This window comes from Arthrobacter sp. Z1-9, assembly GCF_054792695.1.
The window spans coordinates 2,195,392-2,216,176 of the sequence record NZ_CP096456.1 but is presented as its reverse complement, the minus strand read 5'-3'; the positions used below and the strand labels follow the sequence as shown (position 1 = coordinate 2,216,176).

The following is a 20,785-nucleotide window of genomic DNA, read 5'->3' as shown; positions in this document are numbered from 1 at the left end:
CGCTTTACTACGCGCGGCCGCGGGGCCGTCCGGGAATTTCCCAGCCTGGACCACTAAAATGGACCGGATTAAGAATCTAGAGGAAGGTCCACCACGTGGGGCGAGGCCGCGATAAGCGCGAAAACGGAGCTGACGTGTCAGCAGGGGGACCAGTGTCGCGGCACGCGGATAATGGCCCCGTTGGAGCCGCCCGGCACTTTGGCCCTGTGCGTGCCATGCCGCTGTGGCTCAAAATCACCACTGCCGTGCTGTCGGTTGCCCTTGTCGGCGCCCTCGCCTTCGCCGGATTCTGGTTCCTCCGCCTGCAAGGCAATCTTTCCAGGGCTCCGCTGAATGCCGGCGGCGGGAGTAACGAATCCGGAAGTGACGCCACCGGGCGGATGCAGATCCTGATCCTTGGCTCTGACACCCGTGACGGCAAGAACGCCGATTACGGCACCGCGGATGATTCACGAGGTTACGGCAAGTCCGACGTCATGATGCTGATGGACATTTCCGAGGACAATAAGCGCGTGAGCGTCATCAGCTTTCCCCGCGACCTGCTGGTTGACATCCCTGCCTGCAAGGACGAGGAAACCAAACAGACCTATCCCGCCCGCAGCGGTGTGATGATTAATGAAGCGATGGCCGAGGCGGGCATCGGCTGCGCCGTGGACACAGTCAACCGGCTCACCGGCCTGGAAGTGGACCATTTCATGATGGCGGACTTCAACGCCGTGAAGGAACTGTCGAACGCCGTCGGTGGTGTGGACGTTTGCATCAGTGACGCGGTCTACGACCCCGATTCCCGGCTCCGGCTGCCCAAGGGCACCTCCTCCGTTGAGGGTGAGATGGCCCTCGCGTTCCTGCGGACGCGCCATGCCTTTGCCGACGGCGGCGACCTTGGCCGCATCAGGGCGCAGCAGGGGTTTTTGTCCTCGCTGACCCGGAAGATCAAGGATGAAGGCACACTGTCCGATCCCGGCAAGATGTTGAAAATTGCCGACGTCGTCACGCAGAACCTGACGGTGGACGAGGGGCTGGCGTCAGTTCCTACCCTGCTCACCATCGGTAACCGGCTCAAGGACATAGACCTCGGGAAAGTCGCGTTCGTTTCGGTTCCCACGGCACCCGCCCTCCTGGATCCGAACAGGCTGCAGATTGCCGAACCAGCCGGGTCCCAACTGTTCTCCGCAATGCGGCAGGACCTGGACCTGACAGACCCGACAGCGCCGCCGGCCCCTGCGCCTACGGAAACCACTGCTCCACCCACAGCGGCTCCCAGTGAAACCGCTCCGCCTCCGCCCGCCTATGACAAAGCGCTCCAGCAGGTCACCGTAGCCAACGGCACCGGCCTGCCGGGACGCGCACAGGAAATCGTCCAGGCCCTGATCGACGGCGGATTCACCCAGACCGGACAGTTCGAAGCGGCCGCGGTGGAACAGTCCGTTGTCTACTACGGCACCGGCTTCGCGGACGTCGCTGCTGACGTCGCGGCAATGTTGGGAGTCCCTGCGGCGCAGGTACTGCCGGCTCCGGCAGTATCCGGGGTCCAGGTCTACCTCGGCACCGATTTTACGTCGGGTACCACGTACGGGGCGGCAGCGGCGCTGCCCGAGAACATCGTCAACCAGACGGCCGGGGACACGCTCTGCCAGCAGGCCAACCCCCTGCTCATCGTCGAAGGCTAGGCCAGGCCCGGGCGGAATTGATTCGGCCGCCCACGGCACAAAAATGGGGCCCGCTCGGCGGGCCCCATTTTTATTTGCTACCAGATACTGACGCGCTCCTCCGGAGGCATCCACATGCCGTCCTGGTCGGTGACCTCAAACGCGTCGTGGAAGGCGTCCAGGTTCTTCACGATGGCATTGGTCCGGAACTCGTTGGGCGAATGCGGGTCAGTTGCCAGCCTGCGGATGGCTTCTTCGCTCCGGATCACCTGCCGCCAGCCGGCTGCCCAGGATGCGAAGAAGCGCTGGTGGCCGGTGAGGCCGTCCAGGACCTCAGGCTCCCTGCCATCGAGGCTGATCAGGTAGGCCTTGTAGGCAATGGCCAGCCCGGCGAGGTCGCCGATGTTTTCGCCGAGGGTGAGGCGGCCGTTGACGTTATGGCCGGGAGCTGCGTACGGGGAGAGTGCATCGTATTGTGCCACCAGTTTGGCCGTGAGTTTTTCGAACGCTTGGCGGTCTTCATCGGTCCACCAGTTCCGCAGTGCCCCGCCGCCGTCGAACTGTGACCCCTGGTCGTCGAAGCCGTGGCCGATTTCGTGCCCGATCACCGCGCCGATCCCGCCGTAGTTCACGGCGTCGTCCGCGTCGGCGGTGAAGAACGGCGGCTGCAGGATCGCCGCCGGGAAAACGATCTCGTTCATCATCGGGTGGTAGTAGGCGTTAACTGTCTGCGGGGTCATCAGCCACTTGTTGCGGTCCACAGGCTTGCCCACCTCGTCAAGGTGCCGGTCGACGTCTGCGTTGTGTGCCCGTTCCACGTTGCCCAGCAGATCAGCCGGATCAATCTCCACGGCTGTGTAGTCGATCCAATTTTCCGGGTAGCCGACCTTCGCCCGGAACCCTTCCAGCTTCCGAAGCGCCTCGGCCTTGGTGTCCTCGCCCATCCAGCCGACGGCGGTGATGCTTCGGCGGTAGGCCTCGATCAGGTTGGCGACCAGCGTTTGCATGCGGGCCTTGTGTGTTTCCGGGAAGTGCCGCGCCACATAGATCTGTCCCACGGCTTCGCCGAGACCGCCTTCCACCACGCCCACGCCGCGCTTCCAGCGGTCCTTGTTCCGGGGAGTGCCGCTGATGGTGGTCCCGTAGAAGGCGAAGTTGGCGTCGACAAATGCCGAGGACAGGTAGGGGGCAGCAGCGCTGACAACCCGCATAGCCAGCCATTCCTGCCAGTGGGCCAGCGGCTCGGACTCGAGAAGGCCGGCGGCGCCGTCGAAGAACGGAGGGGTGCTCACCACAATTTCCGTCCGCTTTTCCTCGTCGATGCCGGCTGCTTCAAACCAGGTTGTGAGCAGCGGGAACAAGGCGGATGCCTCGTCCGCCGACTTCAGGTTGTACGTTTTTTGCGGGTCCCGCAGGGTGACGTTGTCCCAGTGATGGGACGCCAGCTTGGTCTCCAGCGCAACCACCCGCCCGGATGCGCCGTCCGCATCCGCAACCCCGGCAAGGTCAAGCATCGTTTTCACATGCGCACCGTAGGCCGTGACCATCGGTGCGAACTTCTCTTCCCGGTAGTACGACTCGTCCGGCAGTCCGAGGCCGCCCTGGCCCACGTACAGGAGGACCCTGTCGGGATTGCCCGCGTCCGGAGCCGGGTAGATGTAGAACAGGCCACCCACATCGGCCCGGAACAACCGGCCCGCCAGGGAGACCAGTTCCGCCACGGAGGTGGTGGCGAACATGTCGGCGAGCCGCTGGCGGATGGGTTCCACGCCCTTGGCTTCAACGGCAGCTTCGTCCATGAAGCTGTTGTAAAGGTCGCCGACCTTCTGCTCGATGCCGCTGGCGGCCCCGCCCTTAGCCGCGGCTTCCTCGATGATGTCGCGGACAGCAATCTCCGACCCGTCCCGCAGGGCAGTGAAGGTGCCTTCCAGAGGCCGGTCATCCGGAATTTCAGTAGCCTTCAGCCATGCACCGTTCACGTGCTGGTAGAGGTCATCCTGCGGCCGGACGGTGTTATCAAAGGTGGACAGGTCGATCCCCGAAATGGGCACTGAGGCTCCTTTTTATGCTGCCGCGGCCGGCGGAATACCGGTCGGCGTCTGCATGGTGGACGTAACGGACGGTAGTGCCCTTTCATCTTACGCACCCGTGTTACTCTCAAATGGTGCGTGCAGAGCTTCTTCTTCTTAGCTGCCGCGGCGAGGCCTCAGACGCGATCTAGCGCAAGGCCCACCCTCGCTGCGGAGTTTGTGTTGCCCGGCCACCCTTTCAAAGAAGAACCACAGAAAAGGCCCCGATAGTAATGCGAAACGCACAGAAGCCCTCCGGAATGCCCGCCCACCGGTACACCCCGTTCCAGGACCAGATCACCGTCGAACTGCCTGACCGCACGTGGCCGGACAAGAGGATCACCAAGGCTCCGCGCTGGTGCGCCGTGGACCTGCGCGACGGCAACCAGGCACTGATTGACCCCATGAGCCCGGCACGCAAAATGAAGATGTTCGACCTGCTGGTCCGCATGGGCTACAAGGAGATCGAGGTAGGTTTCCCGTCCGCGTCCCAGACCGACTTCGACTTTGTCCGCCAGCTCATCGAGGGCAACCACATCCCGGACGACGTCACCATCCAGGTCCTGACCCAGGCCCGCGAGCACCTGATCGAACGGACCTACGAGTCCCTGGTCGGTGCCAAGCAGGCCATCGTCCACCTGTACAACTCCACCTCCGTGCTGCAGCGCCGCGTGGTCTTCAACCAGGACGAGGACGGAATCCTGGACATCGCCCTCCAGGGCGCCAGGCTCTGCAAGAAGTACGAAGAGACCCTTGCGGACACGCACGTGACGTACGAGTACTCCCCGGAGTCCTTCACGGGAACCGAACTGGAATACGCAGTGCGGGTCTGCAACGCCGTCGCCGATGTTTTTGAGGCTTCCGCAGACCGCCAGGTGATCATCAACCTGCCCGCCACCGTGGAAATGGCCACCCCCAACGTCTACGCAGACTCGATCGAATGGATGAGCCGCCACCTGCACCCGCGGGAAGGCATCATCCTCTCCCTGCACCCCCACAACGACCGCGGAACCGGCGTTGCCGCCGCGGAACTGGGCTACATGGCAGGAGCCGACCGGATCGAAGGCTGCCTCTTCGGCAACGGGGAGCGTACCGGCAACGTGGACCTGGTCACCCTCGGCCTGAACCTCTTCGTGCAGGGCATCGACCCCATGATCGACTTCTCCAACATCGACGACGTCCGCCGCACCGTGGAGTACTGCAACCAGCTGCCCGTCCCCGAGCGTTCACCCTACGGCGGCGACCTCGTCTTCACGGCGTTCTCCGGGTCCCACCAGGACGCCATCAAGAAGGGCTTCGAGGCCCTCGAGCGGGACGCCGCTGCCGCCGGCAAGGACGTTGCCGACTTCACCTGGCAGGTGCCCTACCTGCCGGTGGATCCCAAGGACCTCGGCCGCAGCTACGAAGCGGTGATCCGGGTCAACTCCCAGTCCGGCAAGGGCGGCGTCGCGTACCTGCTCAAGAACGAGCACAGCCTGGACCTGCCGCGCCGTGCCCAGATTGAGTTCTCCGGCGTCATCCAGAAGCGCACGGACACAGTGGGCGGCGAGGTCAGCGGGGCGCAGCTCTGGCAGGTCTTCCAGGACGAGTACCTGCCTTCCGGCAAGGCTGACGGCCAGTGGGGCCGTTACTCCCTGGGCGCCGTCAAGACAGAGACGGATGGCGACGGCGGCATGACGCTGCACGCCTCGCTCACCGTGGACGGCGTGCAGGTTCAGCGGACAGGCACCGGCAACGGTCCCATCGCAGCCCTGCTGAGCATCCTCCGGGAGGACGGTGTGGACGTCCGCGTCCTGGACTACAGCGAGCATGCCCTCTCCGAGGGTGGAAACGCCATGGCTGCCGCCTACGTGGAGTGTGCTGTGGGGGAGCGCGTGCTGTGGGGCGTCGGCATAGACGCCAACACCAGCATGTCCTCCCTGAAGGCTGTTATTTCCGCGGTGAACCGCGCCATCCGGGACGCCCAGGCCTGACACGCGGGACGTTGTGCCGTCGGGTCCCTGGCGGCACAACGGTACCCCCATAGTGCCGGGCAGGATGCTGCCCGGCAGGGCCGTGCCCGGAAGGCAGCGCCCGCAAAGGATGGGAAGATAAAGGCGTGGCCCAACACTCTTTCGCCTCCCGCGCGTACCGGGACGACGCCGTCGTGCTCCGCACCCACAAACTCGGCGAGGCGGACCGCATCATCACGCTGCTGACGAAGCACCATGGCCAGGTCCGGGCTGTGGCCAAAGGAGTCCGGCGGACCAGCAGCCGGTTCGGTGCGCGCCTTGAACCGTTTATGGTGGCGGATCTGCAGCTCGTGTCCGGAAAGTCGCTGGACATCGTGACCCAGGCCGTGGCCAAGGGCGCCTACGGCGGAAGCATCGCCGCGGACTACGGCCGGTATACCGTTGCTGCCGCCATGACGGAAACCGCGGAAAAACTCACCGACGTCGACGGCGAATCCGGAACCGCCCAGTACAACCTGCTGGTCGGGGCCCTTGCAGCACTGAGCCGGAACGAGCATGCCGCCGGGCTGATCCTGGATTCCTACCTGCTGCGGGCACTGGCCACCGGCGGCTGGGCGCCCAGCTTCACCGACTGCGCCCGCTGCGGGCTCCCGGGTCCGCACAGCGCCTTTTCCGCACCGGTGGGCGGTATGGTCTGCAGCGGATGCCGGCCGCCGGGCTCGCCTGCGCCGGCCCCTGAAACGGTGGTGCTGCTCGCGGCACTGCTGACGGGAGACTGGGCTACTGCCGACGGCTCCCTGCCCGTGCACCGCAAGGAGGCCGCCGGCCTGGTGGCTGCCTACCTGCAATGGCATCTTGAACGAGTACTGAAGTCCCTCAAACATGTGGAGCGCAGCTGACAGTGGCCCTGGGAAAAAAGAACAACGCGTCCCCTCAGCGGACCCACCCCGTGGTCGCGCCGTATCCGCATCCTTCAGGCGCGGTGGCGCCGTCCATTCCGGCAGAATTCATACCCCGGCACGTTGCCATCGTGATGGACGGCAACGGCCGCTGGGCGAACCAGCGCGGGCTGCCGAGGATAGAAGGCCATAAGGCCGGCGAGCCCGCCCTCCTGGATGTGATGGCCGGGGCCATCGAACTGGGCATCGAATACGTCAGTGTCTACGCCTTTTCTACAGAGAACTGGCGCCGCTCCCCGGAGGAAGTGCGCTTCCTGATGGGATTTAACAAGGACGTGCTGCGGAGGCAACGGAACCAGCTCGACGAATGGGGCGTGCGGGTCCGGTGGTCAGGCCGGCGGCCGCGGCTCTGGGGGTCCGTGATCCGGGAGCTTGAAGAAGCTGAGCAGTTCACCGCCGGCAACAGCACCTGCACCTTGACCATGTGTGTTAATTACGGCGGCCGGGCGGAAATCACGGACGCCGTGTCCGCCATCGCCGCGGAAGTTGCGGCCGGCAGGCTCAAGCCCGGCGCCATCACCGAGCGCACCATACAGAAGTACCTTGACGAGCCGGACCTCCCGGACGTGGACCTGTTCCTGCGCAGCTCGGGGGAGCAGCGGCTGTCCAACTTCCTGCTCTGGCAGTCCGCTTACGCAGAGTTCGTTTTTATGGACACCCTGTGGCCCGACGTCGACCGCCGGACGCTGTGGGCAGCCGTGGAAGAGTACGCCCGGCGCGACCGCCGTTACGGTGGTGCGGTGGACGCAGCCCGCCCAAGTTGAGGGAGCAGGACCGGCGCAGTAGCCAGGCCTGCAACCCGGCCCGGTCAGGGCTGTTCGGAGCCTTCTTCGACGTCTGCCGGGTCGCCGTACGCACGGAGCCAGCGGGACAGCCGCGCGTAGGCGTCCGCGCGGACCGCGGCGGGGGAGAGGAACACGTCGTGCAGTGCGCCGTCGATCCTTTCCACCGTCACCGTGCGGCCCAGGGTGAGGGCGCGGGCAGCAATAACGTTGACGTCCAGCACGGCGTCCGTCCGCCGCATCTCTTCGGACCAGAAGAGCCCGTTCGCGCTTCCCCGGGACAGCAGCACCAGGATGGGAACCTCGATGTTGAGTCCGCGCGCCACCTTGGTGTGGCCCGCGAGAACCGCGCTCAGCCAGCCGGCGCGCACCGGAAACGCCATGGGCGGGCGGTAGCGGTCATCCAGCGTCCATTCCCCGTCCGCGGAACTGCTGATGGTCCGCCAGTAAAAGCCCCGCTCCGGAAGCCTGAGGACAGCCTCCGGCCGGAAGCGGGCAACAGGTCCCACCATGCTTGAGGCGGCCCGCCGCACCAGCGAGCTTCCATGCATCTCCAGCCATGGGCTGTTAAGGATGAGCCGGGACGCCGCCCCGGGATGCCTGCTGGCCCATAGCGCTGCCACCAGCCCTCCTGTTGAATGCCCCATCAGGGTCAGCGGCCGGGTAACACCCTCCTGGCTGATCAGGCGGCACGCCATGTCAATTTCTGCGTCGTAGTCGGCCAGATCGGAGACGTAACCGCCCGGCGACTCCGGACGCAGGCTCCGGCCGTGGTTATGCATGTCCAGGGCGAAGAAGTCGTAGCCGGCCGAGGACCAGAAGCGCGCAAGGTCCACGTTGAAAAAATAATCGCTCCAGCCGTGCAGGAAAAGAACGGCCCTGCGGTTTCCCGGCGAGGGGAGGACGGCAGCGACGACAGGGCGGAACCGCACCAAAGTGGCGGTCCGCTCCACACCGTCCGGTCCGGCGGCTGTGAAGGCATGGGACTCGAATTCCTCGCCCAGGATGTCCCGCTGCCATTCCATGGCTTTATGCTATTCCGCCGTCCGGCCGGCCCGCGTCATTTTGGTCCGTGCTCATTTTGGTCTGGGCCCGCCAAGACGGAAGACTGGAGGCATGCGTGTTTATCCCACATTCTTCAGGCTGGCCTTTTCATGGATGGACGCCGAGCGCGCCCACACAATAGGGTTCAAGGCGATCCGGCTGGCACATCGGTCCGGCGCGGGTAAGGTCCTGGAGAAACTCACGGCCCCGGCAAAATCGCTGCAGACAACGGCCTTCGGCCTCACCTTTCCTTCGCCCTTCGGCCTTGCCGCAGGCTTCGACAAGGAAGGCCATTGCATAGAGGCACTGAGCCAGCTCGGGTTCGGCCACGTTGAGGTGGGCACCATTACCGGCCAGGCCCAGCCGGGCAACGAAAAGCCGCGCCTGTTCCGCCTGGTAGAGGACCGTGCCGTGATCAACAGGATGGGATTCAATAACGACGGCGCCGCCGCCGTGGCCCCGCGGCTCAAGGCCGCCCGTGCTGCCCTCCAGCGCAGGCACCCCGCGGTGCGCCCCGTCATCGGAGTCAACATCGGCAAAACCAAGGTTGTTGAACTGGCTGATGCCGTGGATGACTACCTGGCCAGTGCGCGCAGCCTTGCGCCCGCCGCCGACTACCTTGTGGTCAATGTCAGTTCGCCCAACACGCCCGGCCTTCGGCTCCTGCAGGACGTGGAAAGCCTCCGGCCGCTGCTGACCGCCGTCGGCGAAGAAGCCGACCGGGCAGCGGGCCGCCACGTTCCCCTGCTGGTGAAAATCGCCCCGGACCTCAGCGATGAGGACATCGACGACGTCGCCCGCCTTGCCCTGGACCTGAAGCTGGACGGCATCATTGCCACCAACACCACTATCGCCAGGACAGGGCTGGCATCCCCTGCAGACCAGGTGGAAAAGTACGGTGCGGGCGGGCTCTCCGGTGCGCCGCTCAAACAGCGGTCCCTCGAAGTGCTGCGCCGGTTAAAGCAGGTCACCGGTGATGCCCTGACCCTGGTGGCCGTTGGCGGCGTGGAAACGGCGCAGGACGTCCAGGACCGGCTCGACGCCGGGGCCACCCTGGTCCAGGGCTATACGGCCTTCCTCTACGAAGGGCCGTTCTGGGCATCGCGCATCAACCGGCAACTGGCGAAGAACCGCCGGCGGTCCTTGCGCTGACGCGCCTGCCGCCGTACCCGGAGCGGGCGAGCACCCCTGGTTGCAACGAAACCCCGGCGGATATTCCGCCGGGGTTTCGTTGTCACATGGTTTGGGGGACGCAGGGGACCGGTCAGGCCGGGTACTGTCCGCGCTTGACCAGCGGCTTGGGCAGCCGCAGTTTACGGAACTGGAGCGAACGCATGGAGCCGTACCAGACCGTACCCCGCTCCACCTCGCCGAACTTCTCGGTCAGCCTCTTGCGGAGCTTACGGGACAGGATAAACACGTCAACAAAGACGGCCAGGAACATCACCCAGAAACCGCCCAGGACGTAAATCATCAGGTCACTGGACGCCGGCACCACCAGGGAAACCAGGACGAACACCAGGGCCCCGAACATCAGGTATTCGCCGAGGCTGAACCGCGCGTCCACATAGTCACGGGTAAACCGCTTCTGGGGGCCCTTGTCCCGCAGGGGCAGGAACTTCTCGTCGCCGGTGTCCAGCGCCTGGCGCATCTTGAGCCGCTGGTCCTGGATGGCCTGGCGTTCGGCGGCTTTGGAGGCCTTGCGGTCCTCCGGCACCAACGGGCGCTTCCGTGCAGCCTCCTGGGCTTTGCGGGTTGGAGTGGGGGCTCCCTTGCCGGCTATGCCATTTTGCCGGGCCGCAGCTTCCGCGGCCTGCTGGTCTATTATTTCCTGCGCCGAGGGCGCTTCCTTTTTACGTCCGAACACCTGAACAGAATACCTTGCGGTGGCATTGCTTCCCGGCCCGGCCGTGCGGCGGCCACGGCGCTGAATGTGACGAGGGTAATGTTTTTCCATGACTTCATCTCCGACGGCCACCCCCGACAACTTTGCCGGCCCCACACCTCCCGGCCCCACCTCACAACCCGGTACGGAAGACCTCCGGGCCGCCATCGACCGCTCTTTTGAGGGCACCCTCGCCCGCCTTAAGGAACTCGTTGCAATTCCGGGGATCGCCTGGCCCAGCTTCGACCGGTCGCCGCTGGAGCGCAGCGCGGAAGCCGTGGCGGAACTGCTCCGTGCGGCTGGCCTGCAGGAGGTGCAGGTCCTTGGCTGCGACAAGCCCGACGGCACGCCAGGCGGCCCCGCCGTCGTCGCACGCCGCCCGGCTGCGGAAGGCAAGCCGACCATCCTGCTGTACGCCCACCACGACGTCCAGCCCGCAGGCGACGAGGGACTGTGGGACACAAAACCTTTCACCGCTGTCGAGAAGGACGGGCGTCTGTACGGCCGCGGCGCCGCGGACGACAAAGCAGGCATCATGGCCCACATCGCCGCCTACGCAGCGGTCACCGAGGTCCTGGGAGCCGGGCTGGGCCTCGGCGTAACGTTCTTTTTCGAGGGCGAGGAAGAAGCGGGTTCCCCCACATTCCGGCCCTTCCTGGAGGCACACCGGGACCTGCTCCGTGCTGATGTCATCGTCGTCGCCGATTCCAGCAACTGGAAGGTGGGCGTCCCGGCCCTGACAACAAGCCTTCGCGGGCTCGTGGACGGAACCATCGAAGTCCAGGTCCTGGAGCACGCCGTGCATTCAGGGATGTTCGGCGGCCCGGTGCTGGATGCCCCCACCTTGCTGTCCCGGCTGATCGCCACCCTTCATGACGACGACGGAAACGTCGCCGTCCAGGGTCTTGTGGCCTTCGACAACGCGACGGTGGAGTTCCCGGAGGCCGACTACCGGGCGGATGCCTCAGTGCTCGACGGCGTCCGCCTCGCCGGCTCGGGCAGCGTCGCCTCGCGGCTCTGGACCAAGCCGGCACTGTCCATCATCGGCTTTGACGCACCTGCGGTGGACGTGGCCTCGAATACGCTGCTGCCCCGGGCACGGGCCAAGTTCAGCCTTCGGCTTGCGCCGGGACAGGTCCCCGGGGAGGCCATGGAGGCCGTCCGCAGGCACGTCGAGGCGCACGCTCCCTTCGGTGCCAAAGTCACGTTCACGCCGGGGGAGAGCGGCAATCCGTTCAAGACCGACACGTCCTCGCCCGCAGCCGGGCTGGCGATGTGGGCACTGGGTGAGGCGTGGGGCGTACAGGCAGTGGAAACAGGAATCGGCGGTTCCATTCCCTTTATTGCCGACCTCATGGAGCTGTATCCCGACGTGCAGATCTTAGTGACGGGTGTGGAGGACCCGGACTCACGGGCACACAGCGCCAACGAGTCACTGCACCTGGGTGATTTCCGGAAAGCCATCCTGGCGGAGGCGCTGCTGCTGTCACGACTGAACGATGGACTGTAAAAGGGGGTGGCCGTCGTCCTGGCGTCCCCGCCCGCGCCACACTGAAGCGGAAGCCTAAAGTGGCTTCCGCGGGAACAAGTAGAAGGCTTTCATGGTTACGTCAGGAGTTAGAGCTACACCTGCGCCCCGCGTAGCATGTAGCTATAGCCCATACCGAATCCGTAGGGGCAGGCGCCGTTAGCGCGGAGCCGCCAGACCGTCCTAAGAAGGTAGGCCAATGAGCACCGCAACCAATGAGAACAGCACCCAGACCACCAGTGCCGCCAGTGCAGAACTGCCTGTCCACGAGGTCAACCTGACCGACGTCGCGGCAGGCAAGGTCCGCAGTCTTCTCGAGCAGGAAGGCCGCACCGATCTGCGGCTCCGGGTTGCTGTGCAGCCCGGCGGCTGCTCGGGACTGATCTACCAGCTCTACTTCGACGAGCGGCTCCTGGACGGCGACGCCGTCCGGGACTACGACGGCGTCGAAGTTGTTGTGGACAAGATGAGCGTCCCGTACCTCAGCGGTGCAAGCATCGACTTTGAGGACACCATCGCCAAGCAGGGGTTCACCATCGACAACCCGAACGCCGGCGGCTCCTGCGCCTGTGGAGACTCCTTCCACTAAGCCGGTTATTTCGCCCGGTGCCGGCGCCGCGCCTCCTCCTCTTAATGATGGAAGGAGGCGCGGCGCCGACATGTGGGCGAAACTCCCGGCGGAGCGGTAAGCTCTACACCGAGTAGTAAAACTTTTAGTGTGCCCGCGGCGCCGATGGCTGCCCGGACAACAGCAGCAACCAGTAGGAAGGGCCGTCTGTGAGTTCGCAGAACCGAACCGGCAGCCGACGCAAAACGATCACCACGATCACAGGCTTGGCAATTGCCGGCGCGTTGGTTTTGACCGGATGTTCGCCAGAGGTAGAGAAGGGGTGGCTGCCCACAGAACGTGGCACCACCAGCAACAGCGACCGCATCATGGACCTCTGGGTCAACTCATGGATCGCCGCCTTGGCTGTGGGCATCATTACCTGGGGCCTGATCGTCTGGTGCCTTGTGGCCTACCGGCGCCGCAAGGGCACTGTGGGCTTCCCCCGCCAGACGAGCTTCAACCTTCCGCTTGAAGTGTTTTACCTGACCATTCCGCTCTTTATGGTCCTGGTGTTCTTCTACTTCACGGACCGTGACCAGCAGGCCATTGATGACCGGTCGCAGCCCGCCGACGTCGTAGTTGACGTCCGCGGCAAGCAGTGGGCGTGGGACTTCAACTACAAAGCCGGCGACGTCATCGAAGAAGACGTTCACGAGGCAGGCGTCCAGGCGCACCTGACCGGCAACACGATCGACAAGGAACAGCTTCCCACGCTGTACCTGCCCGTCAACAAGTCCGTTGACCTTGAGCTCAACGCACGCGACGTGATCCACTCCTTCTGGGTTCCCGCCTTCCTGCAGAAGCGCGACATGATCCCGGGCAAGACCAACTACATCCGGTTTACCCCCACTAAAGAGGGCACCTACGACGGCAAGTGCGCCGAGCTCTGCGGCGAGTACCACTCGGAAATGCTGTTCCGCGTCAAGGTTGTTTCTGAAGCTGAGTTCCAGGCACACCTGGAAGAGCTCAAGGCCGCCGGCAACACGGGCCTCCTCGGTGTGGAGTACGACCGCAACCCGAACCTGAACGAAATTAAGTAAGGGGAGCGACGTGGCTACGTACACTCAATCCGCACCCACCGGAGTTCTCACAGCTCCCGTGGTTCCCAAGTCCAAGGGGCGCATCGTCGTCAACTGGATCACTTCCACCGACCACAAGACCATCGGGTACATGTACCTGATCGCGTCGTTCGTGTTCTTCTGCCTTGGCGGCGTGATGGCGCTGCTCATCCGCGCCGAACTGTTCGAGCCCGGCATGCAGATCCTGCAGACCAAGGAGCAGTACAACCAGCTGTTCACGATGCACGGCACCGTGATGCTGCTGATGTTCGCCACTCCGCTGTTCGCAGGTTTCGCGAACGTCATCATGCCGCTGCAGATCGGTGCGCCCGATGTCGCGTTCCCGCGGTTGAACGCGCTGGCCTTCTGGTTCTTCCTCTTTGGCTCCAGCATCGCGGTGTCCGGCTTCATCACCCCGCAGGGCGCCGCTTCCTTCGGCTGGTTCGCCTACGCCCCGCTGTCCAACACCACCTTCAGCCCCGGCATCGGCGGCGATCTCTGGGTGTTCGGCCTGGCGCTGTCCGGCTTCGGCACCATCCTGGGTGCCGTCAACTTCATCACCACCATCATCTGCATGCGTGCCCCCGGCATGACCATGTGGCGGATGCCCATCTTCACCTGGAACACCCTGGTCACGGCCATCCTGGTCCTGATGGCCTTCCCGCCGCTGGCCGCCGCGCTGTTCGCCCTCGGTGCGGACCGGCGCTTCGGTGCGCACATCTTTGATCCGGAAAACGGCGGTGCAGTGCTCTGGCAGCACCTGTTCTGGTTCTTCGGCCACCCCGAGGTGTACATCATCGCGCTGCCGTTCTTCGGCATCGTCTCCGAGATCTTCCCGGTCTTCAGCCGCAAGCCCATCTTCGGCTACAAGGGCCTTGTCTACGCAACGATCGCCATTGCTGCCCTGTCCGTGACCGTGTGGGCCCACCACATGTACGTCACCGGTGCGGTGCTGCTGCCGTTCTTCGCGTTTATGACCATGCTCATCGCGGTTCCCACCGGCGTGAAGTTCTTCAACTGGATCGGCACCATGTGGCGCGGCTCGCTGACGTTCGAGACGCCCATGCTATGGAGCATCGGCTTCCTGATCACGTTCCTCTTCGGCGGTCTCACCGGCATCATCCTGGCGTCCCCGCCGCTGGACTTCCACGTCTCCGACTCCTACTTCGTGGTGGCGCACTTCCACTACGTGGTGTTCGGCACCGTGGTGTTCGCGATGTTCGCCGGGTTCTACTTCTGGTGGCCGAAATGGACCGGCAAGATGCTGAACGAGCGCCTGGGCAAGATCCACTTCTGGCTGCTGTTCCTGGGCTTCCACGGCACCTTCCTCATCCAGCACTGGCTCGGTGTTGAGGGCATGCCCCGCCGCTACGCTGACTATCTGGTGGAGGATAACTTCACCTGGATGAACCAGTTCTCCACCGTTGCCTCGTTTGTTCTCGGCGCATCCCTGATCCCGTTCTTCTGGAACGTCTACATCACCTGGCGCAGTGCCGAAAGGGTAGAGGTTGATGACCCCTGGGGCTTCGGTGCCTCGCTGGAATGGGCCACGTCCTGCCCGCCGCCGCGGCACAACTTCACCTCCCTGCCCCGGATCCGTTCGGAGCGCCCCGCCCTCGACCTGCACCACCCCGAGCTTCGACAGGTCCAGACCGTCGAGTCGCCGGCTCCCGCAGCCCGGACGCTCGGTAACGCCGACCAGAAGGACACTGCACAGTGAAAATTGAGTCATGGATCTTTGGTTCCGGAGTCTTCTTCTTCGTACCGGTTTCGGTGATTTACGGGTTCCTCACTGACTGGGGTGAATGGGTCGGTATCCTTGGAATCCTCCTGGTCGGCGGCCTCGCCGGCATGATTGGCGGATACCTTGGCTTCACTGGCAAGCGTGTTGGCCTTCGTCCTGAAGACCGCAGTGATGCCGAGATCCACGAAGGCGCCGGCGAGCAGGGGCACTTTAGCCCTTGGAGCTGGTGGCCGCTGGTCCTCGGCCTGGCTTGCGCAACAGGATTTCTGGGCCTGGCGGTAGGCTTCTGGATCGTTTATATCGCAGCCGGCCTGGCTGTTGTGGCACTCGTCGGCTGGGTTTACGAGTACAGCCGCGGCGATCACGCCCACTAGGCAAATAGAACTACGACGGCGGGCCCCACCATTTTGGTGGGGCCCGCCGTCGTTGTCGGTTCTCTACTGCCGGCGCGCCTGGCGCAGGTGCTCCAGAAGCGGCGCCGAAGGGCTCACGCGGCGCCCTGGGACTCCAGCAGTTCGCCCAGCGTCCGGAGGACGTCGTGGGCCTTTTCACGGCTCAGGCTCCCGTTTAAGGCCGAATCCTCGATGCCCAGTTCCACTTCGCAGCCGTAGTGGAAGTCCGCGGTCATCACTTGCAGAAGCGACCGGGCATCCACGCCCCTGATGCCCGCCTTGGTGATGGTGACGGGAAGCCCGGTATCAGTCACCGCCCGGACGAATACAGCCGCCGGACGCGCATGCAGTCCAATCGCGGCTGTGACCACGGCCTTCTGTGTTGGCAACGAAACTCCTTTTTCGTGACGGCCCCATCCGTCTGGCTTGAAATTTTCCTGTCCAAATATAGCGGCCGGTAGGCCCGGCCTGTGAAATGCGCCCGGCTTGTGGCAGCAGGTGGTCTAGACCTGACCTAAAATGGCTGGGTGAACGTGAACGCGAGGGAAATGTACCGTGGCTGCTAGCGCAGGGGCGATAGCCGGCGAGATCGACCGGACCAGTGGAACGGCCATCTACGTGCAGCTGCGCGAAATCCTCCGTACCTACATCGCCGAGTCATGCCGGCCGGGTTCGGCTCTGCCGTCCGAGCGGGACCTGGCGGAGCGCTTTGGTCTTGCGAGGATGACTGTGCGGCAGGCGATTGACGCGCTGGTGGGCGAAGAGGTCATCGAGCGGGTAGTGGGTCTGGGCACGTTCGTGCGCAGGCCCAAGCTGGACCTCCAGGTAAAGCTGACCTCGTACAGCGAGGAGATGCAGCGGCGCGGCATGGTTCCCGCGGCCAAGGTCCTCAGCTTCGAACAAATCGGCGCCAGTGCGTTCCTGGCCCGTGAACTCCAGCTCGAGGAGGGCACGCCTCTGGTCCGCTTCCGCCGTCTCTTGCTGGCGGACGGGGAGCCCATGAGCGTGGATGAAAACTTCATTCCGGCCCACCGTGTTCCCGGCCTGTTGGACGGAGAGCCTCCTACCTCGCTGTACAACGTGCTGAGCGAACAGTTCGGACTCGTGATGGAGTGGGGTGAGGACATGATCGAGGCGACCGCAGCCTCACCGTCAACTGCCCGGCTGCTCAACGTCGAAGTCGGCTCACCCTTGCTCAAGATCCAGCGCCACGCCTTTGTTTCCCGGACGATGGTGGACTATTCCGTCTCCTATTACCGTGCGGACCGCTACAAGCTGTGGGTCCCGCTGCAGCGCCCGGGAGCACGCCGGTCCCGTAGCCACTAGGCCCGGCACGGCTCTGTCCCTTCCCAGCCGTCATGCGCCAACGACCTCTGACGGCGTGGAGGGGGGAGTACACGGAAGGCCCGGTCCTGATGGACCGGGCCTTCGATGTTTGGAACAGGGCTTGTGCCTAGCGGCTCAGGCTTTTCGCTTCCTCGGGTGCTTCAACTGCCGCGTGGCCGTGGCCGTGGGCGGCTTCCAGCTCAGCGGGGGTCGCCGGAGCAACCCGGTCTTCGAAGAACCACTTGGAGAGGAATGCGCGCCGCTTCTCCTTGCGGGTCACCACACCGTGTTCATTCGGTACTGCCGGAAGAACCTCGGGTGACTCAAAGCCAACGAGCTTGTAGCGCTTGTACTCGTCCAGGGGCGCGTGCACCTCGATGAACTCGCCATGCGGGAGGCGGACGATACGCCCGGTCTCGCGTCCGTGGAGGGCGATCTCACGGTCCTTCCGCTGCAGGGCCAGGGCCACACGCTTGGTGACCATGAAGGCAATGAACGGACCAATGATGAACAGGGTACGCAACCAGTACGTGACATCGTTCAGGGAGACACCGAAGTGCGTAGCGATAAGGTCGGAACCTGCAGCTGCCCACATCACGCAGTACCAGACGAAGCCTGCCATGCCAATGGCGGTGCGGGTGGGGGCGTTGCGCGGACGGTCCAGTACGTGGTGCTCACGGTCGTCCTTGGTGATCCACCGTTCAATCCACGGGTACATAAACATCACCGTGAACAGAATTCCGGCGGGCACAAGGGCCGGGAGCAGGACGTTGAAGGAGAACACGTAGCCGAACCAGTTCTGCTCTACCTGCCAGTCACCCAAGGTACCGGGCATCAGGCGCAGGGCGCCGTCAACAAAACCGATGTACCAGTCGGGCTGGGTACCGGCCGACACGGGGGAGGGGTCGTACGGACCGTAGTTCCAGATCGGGTTGATGGTGAAGAAACCGGCCATCAGGGCCAGGACACCGAAGACGATGAAGAAGAATCCGCCGGCCTTGGCGGCGTAGACAGGACCCAGCGGGTAGCCCACAACGTTGTTGTCATTGCGGCCCGGACCGGGGTACTGGGTGTGCTTGTGCACAACCACCATAAAGAGGTGCAGCACGATCATGAGCAGGATCAGGGCCGGCACCAGCAGGATGTGCAGCATGTACAGGCGGCCAATGATGGCGGTACCCGGGAATTCTCCGCCGAAGAGGAAGAACGAGATGTACGTGCCCACAATCGGGATGGACTTGATCACGCCGTCGATGATGCGCAGGCCGTTGCCTGAGAGCAGATCGTCGGGGAGTGAGTAGCCCGTGAAACCTGCAGCCATGGCCAGGATCAGGAGGACGCTACCGACAACCCAGTTCATTTCCCGGGGCCTGCGGAAGGCACCGGTGAAGAAGACCCTCAGCATGTGCACGGCAATTGAAGCCACGAACAGCAGTGCGGCCCAGTGGTGGACCTGGCGCATGAAGAGGCCGCCACGGATGTCGAAGGAGATGTCCAGTGACGAGCTGTACGCCACCGACATTTCGACGCCCTTGAGGGGTACGTAGGAGCCGTCGTAGTGCGTCTCTGCCATGGACGGGTCGAAGAAGAACGTCAGGAACGTGCCCGAGAGCAGAAGGATGACGAAGGAGTACAGGGCTACTTCGCCGAACATGAAGGACCAGTGGTCCGGGAAGACCTTGCGGCCGAATTCGCGGAGCATTCCGGAACCGCCAACACGGGCATCGACGAAGTCGGTAAACCGGCCTGTCTTGGTTTTGGCGACGAAAGCGGGCTCAGCTGTTGATGCTGCGCTCATGCATATCACGCTCCCAGTAACTTGGTCCTACAGGTTCTTTGAAGTCGCTGGTGGCGACCAGGTAGCCCTCGTCATCAACTGCGATGGGCAGCTGGGGGAGCGGCCGGCTGGCGGGGCCGAAGATCACCTTGCACTCTTGCGTGAGGTCGAAGGTGGACTGGTGGCACGGGCACAGCAGGTGGTGCGTCTGCTGCTCGTAGAGAGCAACGGGGCAACCGACGTGGGTACAGATCTTGGAGTAGGCAACGATGCCGTTGTAACCCCAGTCCTCGCGCCCCGCGGAGGGGTTCAGCGATTCGGGATCCAGGCGCATGAGCAGCACAACGGCCTTGGCCTTCTCGTTGAGCTTGCCCTCGTGAAGTTCGTTCAGGCCCTCCGGAATGACGTGGAAGGCTGAACCGATGGTGACGTCGGAGGCCTTGATGGGCGTTCCGTCAGGGTCACGGGCGAGGCGCTTGAGCTTGCCCTCCGTGGGTGCCCACATGGTATGGGCGAGCTTGTTGTCCGGGCGCGGTCCGAGGTCACCGAAAATGGCAACCGCCGGCAGCGGCGCAAGGGCAACGGCACCAAGCAGGGTGTTCCGGATCAGCGGACGGCGCTTGATGCCCGTCTCTTCCACGATGTCGTCAACGATGCGGACAGCAGCCTGGCGGTCCTCTTCGTAGCGGATGCCGTGGCGCTCTTCGGATACTTCATGGTCCGGCATCAGGGCCTTGGCCCAGTGCACGATGCCCGTACCGATGCCGAGCATGGCAAACGCCGTACCAAGGCCCAGGAGCATGTTTTGGAGCCGGATGTTGCCGATAGTTGATTCGCCGGCCCCCAGATCAATGGCGAAGTACGCCACCAGGAAAATCAGGGTTCCAACAACAGAGATGCCAAATAGTAAGGCGACCTGCCGTTCTGCCCGCTTTGCGGCCTTCGGGTCCGTGTCAGCCAGGCGCAAACGGTGCGGAGGAATTCCAGGGTCCTGGAACTTTTCCACCTCATTCTGACCAGCCGTAGCTACGGTGCCCGAGTGGTTCGGACTGCCGTCACTATGGTTGCCCATAATTCGCCTCATCCTTCTCTCGTCCCGGCGGGTGCCGGGTTAGTTTCCAATATCAAGCTGCTGACGGATCAGCAGAAGTTGTGCGGCGCTTCGCGGAGGCCCTAGGACGTCCGGGAGGTCAGCCAGATGGTGAAGGCGATGATGACGCCGAGACCTGCGACCCAGACAAACAGGCCTTCTGCAACGGGACCCAGGGATCCCAGTTCAGCGCCGCCGGGGGAGCCGCTGGTCTCGATCTGCTTCAGGAAGGTGATGATGTCGCGCTTGCCTTCAGGAGTGATGTTGGAGTCGCTGAAGACCGGCATGTTCTGCGGACCGGTGACCATGGCCTCGTAGATGTGCTTGCCTGACGTGTCCTCAAGGGCGGGCGCGAACTTACCGCGGGTCAGGGCACCACCGGCTGCAGCAGCGTTGTGGCACATGGCGCAGTTGGTGCGGAAGAGCTCGCCACCGGCAGCTGCATCGCCGCCTTCGTCCAGCAGGCTTTCTTCAGGGATTGCCGGGCCGGCGCCCAGGGAGGCAACATAAGCTGCCAGCTGGTGGGTCTGCTGATCGTTGAACTGGACGGGCTTCTCCAGCGCCTGGGGGCCGTTCATCTGCATGGGCATGCGGCCCGTTCCCACCTGGAAGTCAACAGATGCGGCGCCCACACCGACGAGGGACGGGCCATCCTGGGAGCCGCTGGCACCCATGCCGTGGCAGGTGGCGCAGTTGGCGGCGAAGAGCTTGCCGCCCTCCTCGACGTCATTGGCACTGAAGGTGGTGGTGGAAGCCTTGGCCTCGTTGACAGTGGTGGCCACGGCGTAAAGCCCGCCAGTGATGAGGAGCCCCATCAGAAGCAGCGCGATTGCTGCCAGTGGGTGACGCCGCTTTTGCGAGAGTGCCTTCACGTGGTGGTTCCTTTATTCGATCCTGCGCCGGCTCGGGGAGCCGCTACC

The 20,785-nt window shown here is 64.1% G+C and carries 18 protein-coding genes; 11 read left to right on the top strand and 7 right to left on the bottom strand.

What is annotated here, in order from left to right:
• The first annotated feature begins 215 nt into the window (after window positions 1-215).
• Window positions 216-1,670 carry an LCP family protein gene (locus M1D93_RS10205; protein WP_461174987.1) on the top strand — a complete coding sequence of 485 codons (1,455 nt, stop codon included), beginning with the start codon at window positions 216-218 and terminating at the stop codon, window positions 1,668-1,670.
• Between the two features lie 77 nt (window positions 1,671-1,747).
• On the opposite strand, the gene M1D93_RS10200 is transcribed toward M1D93_RS10205, so the two are convergent.
• Complete coding sequence (locus M1D93_RS10200) at window positions 1,748-3,700, bottom strand: M13 family metallopeptidase (protein WP_461171470.1); 1,953 nt, start codon at window positions 3,698-3,700, stop codon at window positions 1,748-1,750.
• Window positions 3,701-3,951: 251 nt separating this feature from the next.
• Between M1D93_RS10200 and leuA the strand changes: the two genes are divergently transcribed.
• From leuA to M1D93_RS10185, 3 genes are all read left to right on the top strand, one after another.
• The gene (leuA, locus tag M1D93_RS10195) at window positions 3,952-5,691 is read left to right on the top strand and encodes a 2-isopropylmalate synthase (RefSeq protein ID WP_461171469.1); all 1,740 of its coding nucleotides are present in this window, start codon (window positions 3,952-3,954) and stop codon (window positions 5,689-5,691) included.
• A 125-nt stretch (window positions 5,692-5,816) separates the two neighbouring features.
• Window positions 5,817-6,569 carry a DNA repair protein RecO gene (gene recO, locus M1D93_RS10190; RefSeq protein WP_461171468.1) on the top strand — a complete coding sequence of 251 codons (753 nt, stop codon included), beginning with the start codon at window positions 5,817-5,819 and terminating at the stop codon, window positions 6,567-6,569.
• Between the two features lie 2 nt (window positions 6,570-6,571).
• Complete coding sequence (locus M1D93_RS10185) at window positions 6,572-7,393, top strand: isoprenyl transferase (protein ID WP_461171467.1); 822 nt, start codon at window positions 6,572-6,574, stop codon at window positions 7,391-7,393.
• Window positions 7,394-7,437: 44 nt separating this feature from the next.
• Here the strand turns inward: M1D93_RS10185 and M1D93_RS10180 are convergent, their stop codons facing one another.
• Window positions 7,438-8,436: an alpha/beta hydrolase gene (locus tag M1D93_RS10180; RefSeq protein ID WP_461171466.1), complete on the bottom strand. Its 999-nt coding sequence runs from the start codon at window positions 8,434-8,436 to the stop codon at window positions 7,438-7,440.
• Window positions 8,437-8,527: 91 nt separating this feature from the next.
• Here M1D93_RS10180 and M1D93_RS10175 point away from each other — a divergent pair, with 91 nt between their 5' ends.
• The gene (locus tag M1D93_RS10175) at window positions 8,528-9,607 is read left to right on the top strand and encodes a quinone-dependent dihydroorotate dehydrogenase (RefSeq protein ID WP_461171465.1); all 1,080 of its coding nucleotides are present in this window, start codon (window positions 8,528-8,530) and stop codon (window positions 9,605-9,607) included.
• A gap of 112 nt (window positions 9,608-9,719) precedes the next feature.
• Here M1D93_RS10175 and M1D93_RS10170 read toward each other — a convergent pair whose 3' ends face one another.
• Window positions 9,720-10,322: a DUF3043 domain-containing protein gene (locus tag M1D93_RS10170; protein ID WP_461171464.1), complete on the bottom strand. Its 603-nt coding sequence runs from the start codon at window positions 10,320-10,322 to the stop codon at window positions 9,720-9,722.
• A gap of 88 nt (window positions 10,323-10,410) precedes the next feature.
• Between M1D93_RS10170 and M1D93_RS10165 the strand changes: the two genes are divergently transcribed.
• The 5 genes from M1D93_RS10165 (at window position 10,411) to M1D93_RS10145 (ending at window position 15,654) form a co-directional block, all read left to right on the top strand.
• Window positions 10,411-11,850 (top strand): M20/M25/M40 family metallo-hydrolase, encoded by a 1,440-nt coding sequence (locus M1D93_RS10165; RefSeq protein WP_461171463.1) that lies wholly within the window; start codon window positions 10,411-10,413, stop codon window positions 11,848-11,850.
• Window positions 11,851-12,067: 217 nt separating this feature from the next.
• A complete protein-coding gene (locus M1D93_RS10160) occupies window positions 12,068-12,457 on the top strand; it encodes a HesB/IscA family protein (RefSeq protein ID WP_461171462.1) in 390 nt (129 codons plus the stop codon).
• Between the two features lie 188 nt (window positions 12,458-12,645).
• Complete coding sequence (gene ctaC / locus M1D93_RS10155) at window positions 12,646-13,518, top strand: aa3-type cytochrome oxidase subunit II (protein ID WP_461171461.1); 873 nt, start codon at window positions 12,646-12,648, stop codon at window positions 13,516-13,518.
• Window positions 13,519-13,528: 10 nt separating this feature from the next.
• Window positions 13,529-15,256, top strand: coding sequence for an aa3-type cytochrome oxidase subunit I (ctaD, locus tag M1D93_RS10150; RefSeq protein WP_461171460.1), 1,728 nt, complete (start codon window positions 13,529-13,531; stop codon window positions 15,254-15,256).
• A complete protein-coding gene (locus M1D93_RS10145) occupies window positions 15,253-15,654 on the top strand; it encodes a cytochrome c oxidase subunit 4 (RefSeq protein WP_163163794.1) in 402 nt (133 codons plus the stop codon). Before ctaD ends, M1D93_RS10145 begins: the two co-directional genes overlap by 4 nt.
• Before the next feature lie 113 nt (window positions 15,655-15,767).
• Here M1D93_RS10145 and M1D93_RS10140 read toward each other — a convergent pair whose 3' ends face one another.
• Window positions 15,768-16,061, bottom strand: coding sequence for an HPr family phosphocarrier protein (locus M1D93_RS10140; RefSeq protein ID WP_461171459.1), 294 nt, complete (start codon window positions 16,059-16,061; stop codon window positions 15,768-15,770).
• Window positions 16,062-16,227: 166 nt separating this feature from the next.
• On the opposite strand from M1D93_RS10140, the gene M1D93_RS10135 reads away from it, so the two are divergent.
• Complete coding sequence (locus tag M1D93_RS10135; RefSeq protein ID WP_461171458.1) at window positions 16,228-16,998, top strand: GntR family transcriptional regulator; 771 nt, start codon at window positions 16,228-16,230, stop codon at window positions 16,996-16,998.
• Window positions 16,999-17,125: 127 nt separating this feature from the next.
• Here the strand turns inward: M1D93_RS10135 and qcrB are convergent, their stop codons facing one another.
• The 3 genes from qcrB to qcrC form a co-directional block, all read right to left on the bottom strand.
• The gene (qcrB, locus tag M1D93_RS10130; RefSeq protein WP_461171457.1) at window positions 17,126-18,796 is read right to left on the bottom strand and encodes a cytochrome bc1 complex cytochrome b subunit; all 1,671 of its coding nucleotides are present in this window, start codon (window positions 18,794-18,796) and stop codon (window positions 17,126-17,128) included.
• Window positions 18,774-19,847, bottom strand: a complete 1,074-nt coding sequence (qcrA, locus tag M1D93_RS10125; protein WP_461171456.1) for a cytochrome bc1 complex Rieske iron-sulfur subunit — start codon at window positions 19,845-19,847, stop codon at window positions 18,774-18,776. Before qcrA ends, qcrB begins: the two co-directional genes overlap by 23 nt.
• 101 nt (window positions 19,848-19,948) lie before the next feature.
• The gene (gene qcrC, locus M1D93_RS10120) at window positions 19,949-20,737 is read right to left on the bottom strand and encodes a cytochrome bc1 complex diheme cytochrome c subunit (RefSeq protein ID WP_461171455.1); all 789 of its coding nucleotides are present in this window, start codon (window positions 20,735-20,737) and stop codon (window positions 19,949-19,951) included.
• Between the last annotated feature and the right edge of the window lie 48 nt (window positions 20,738-20,785).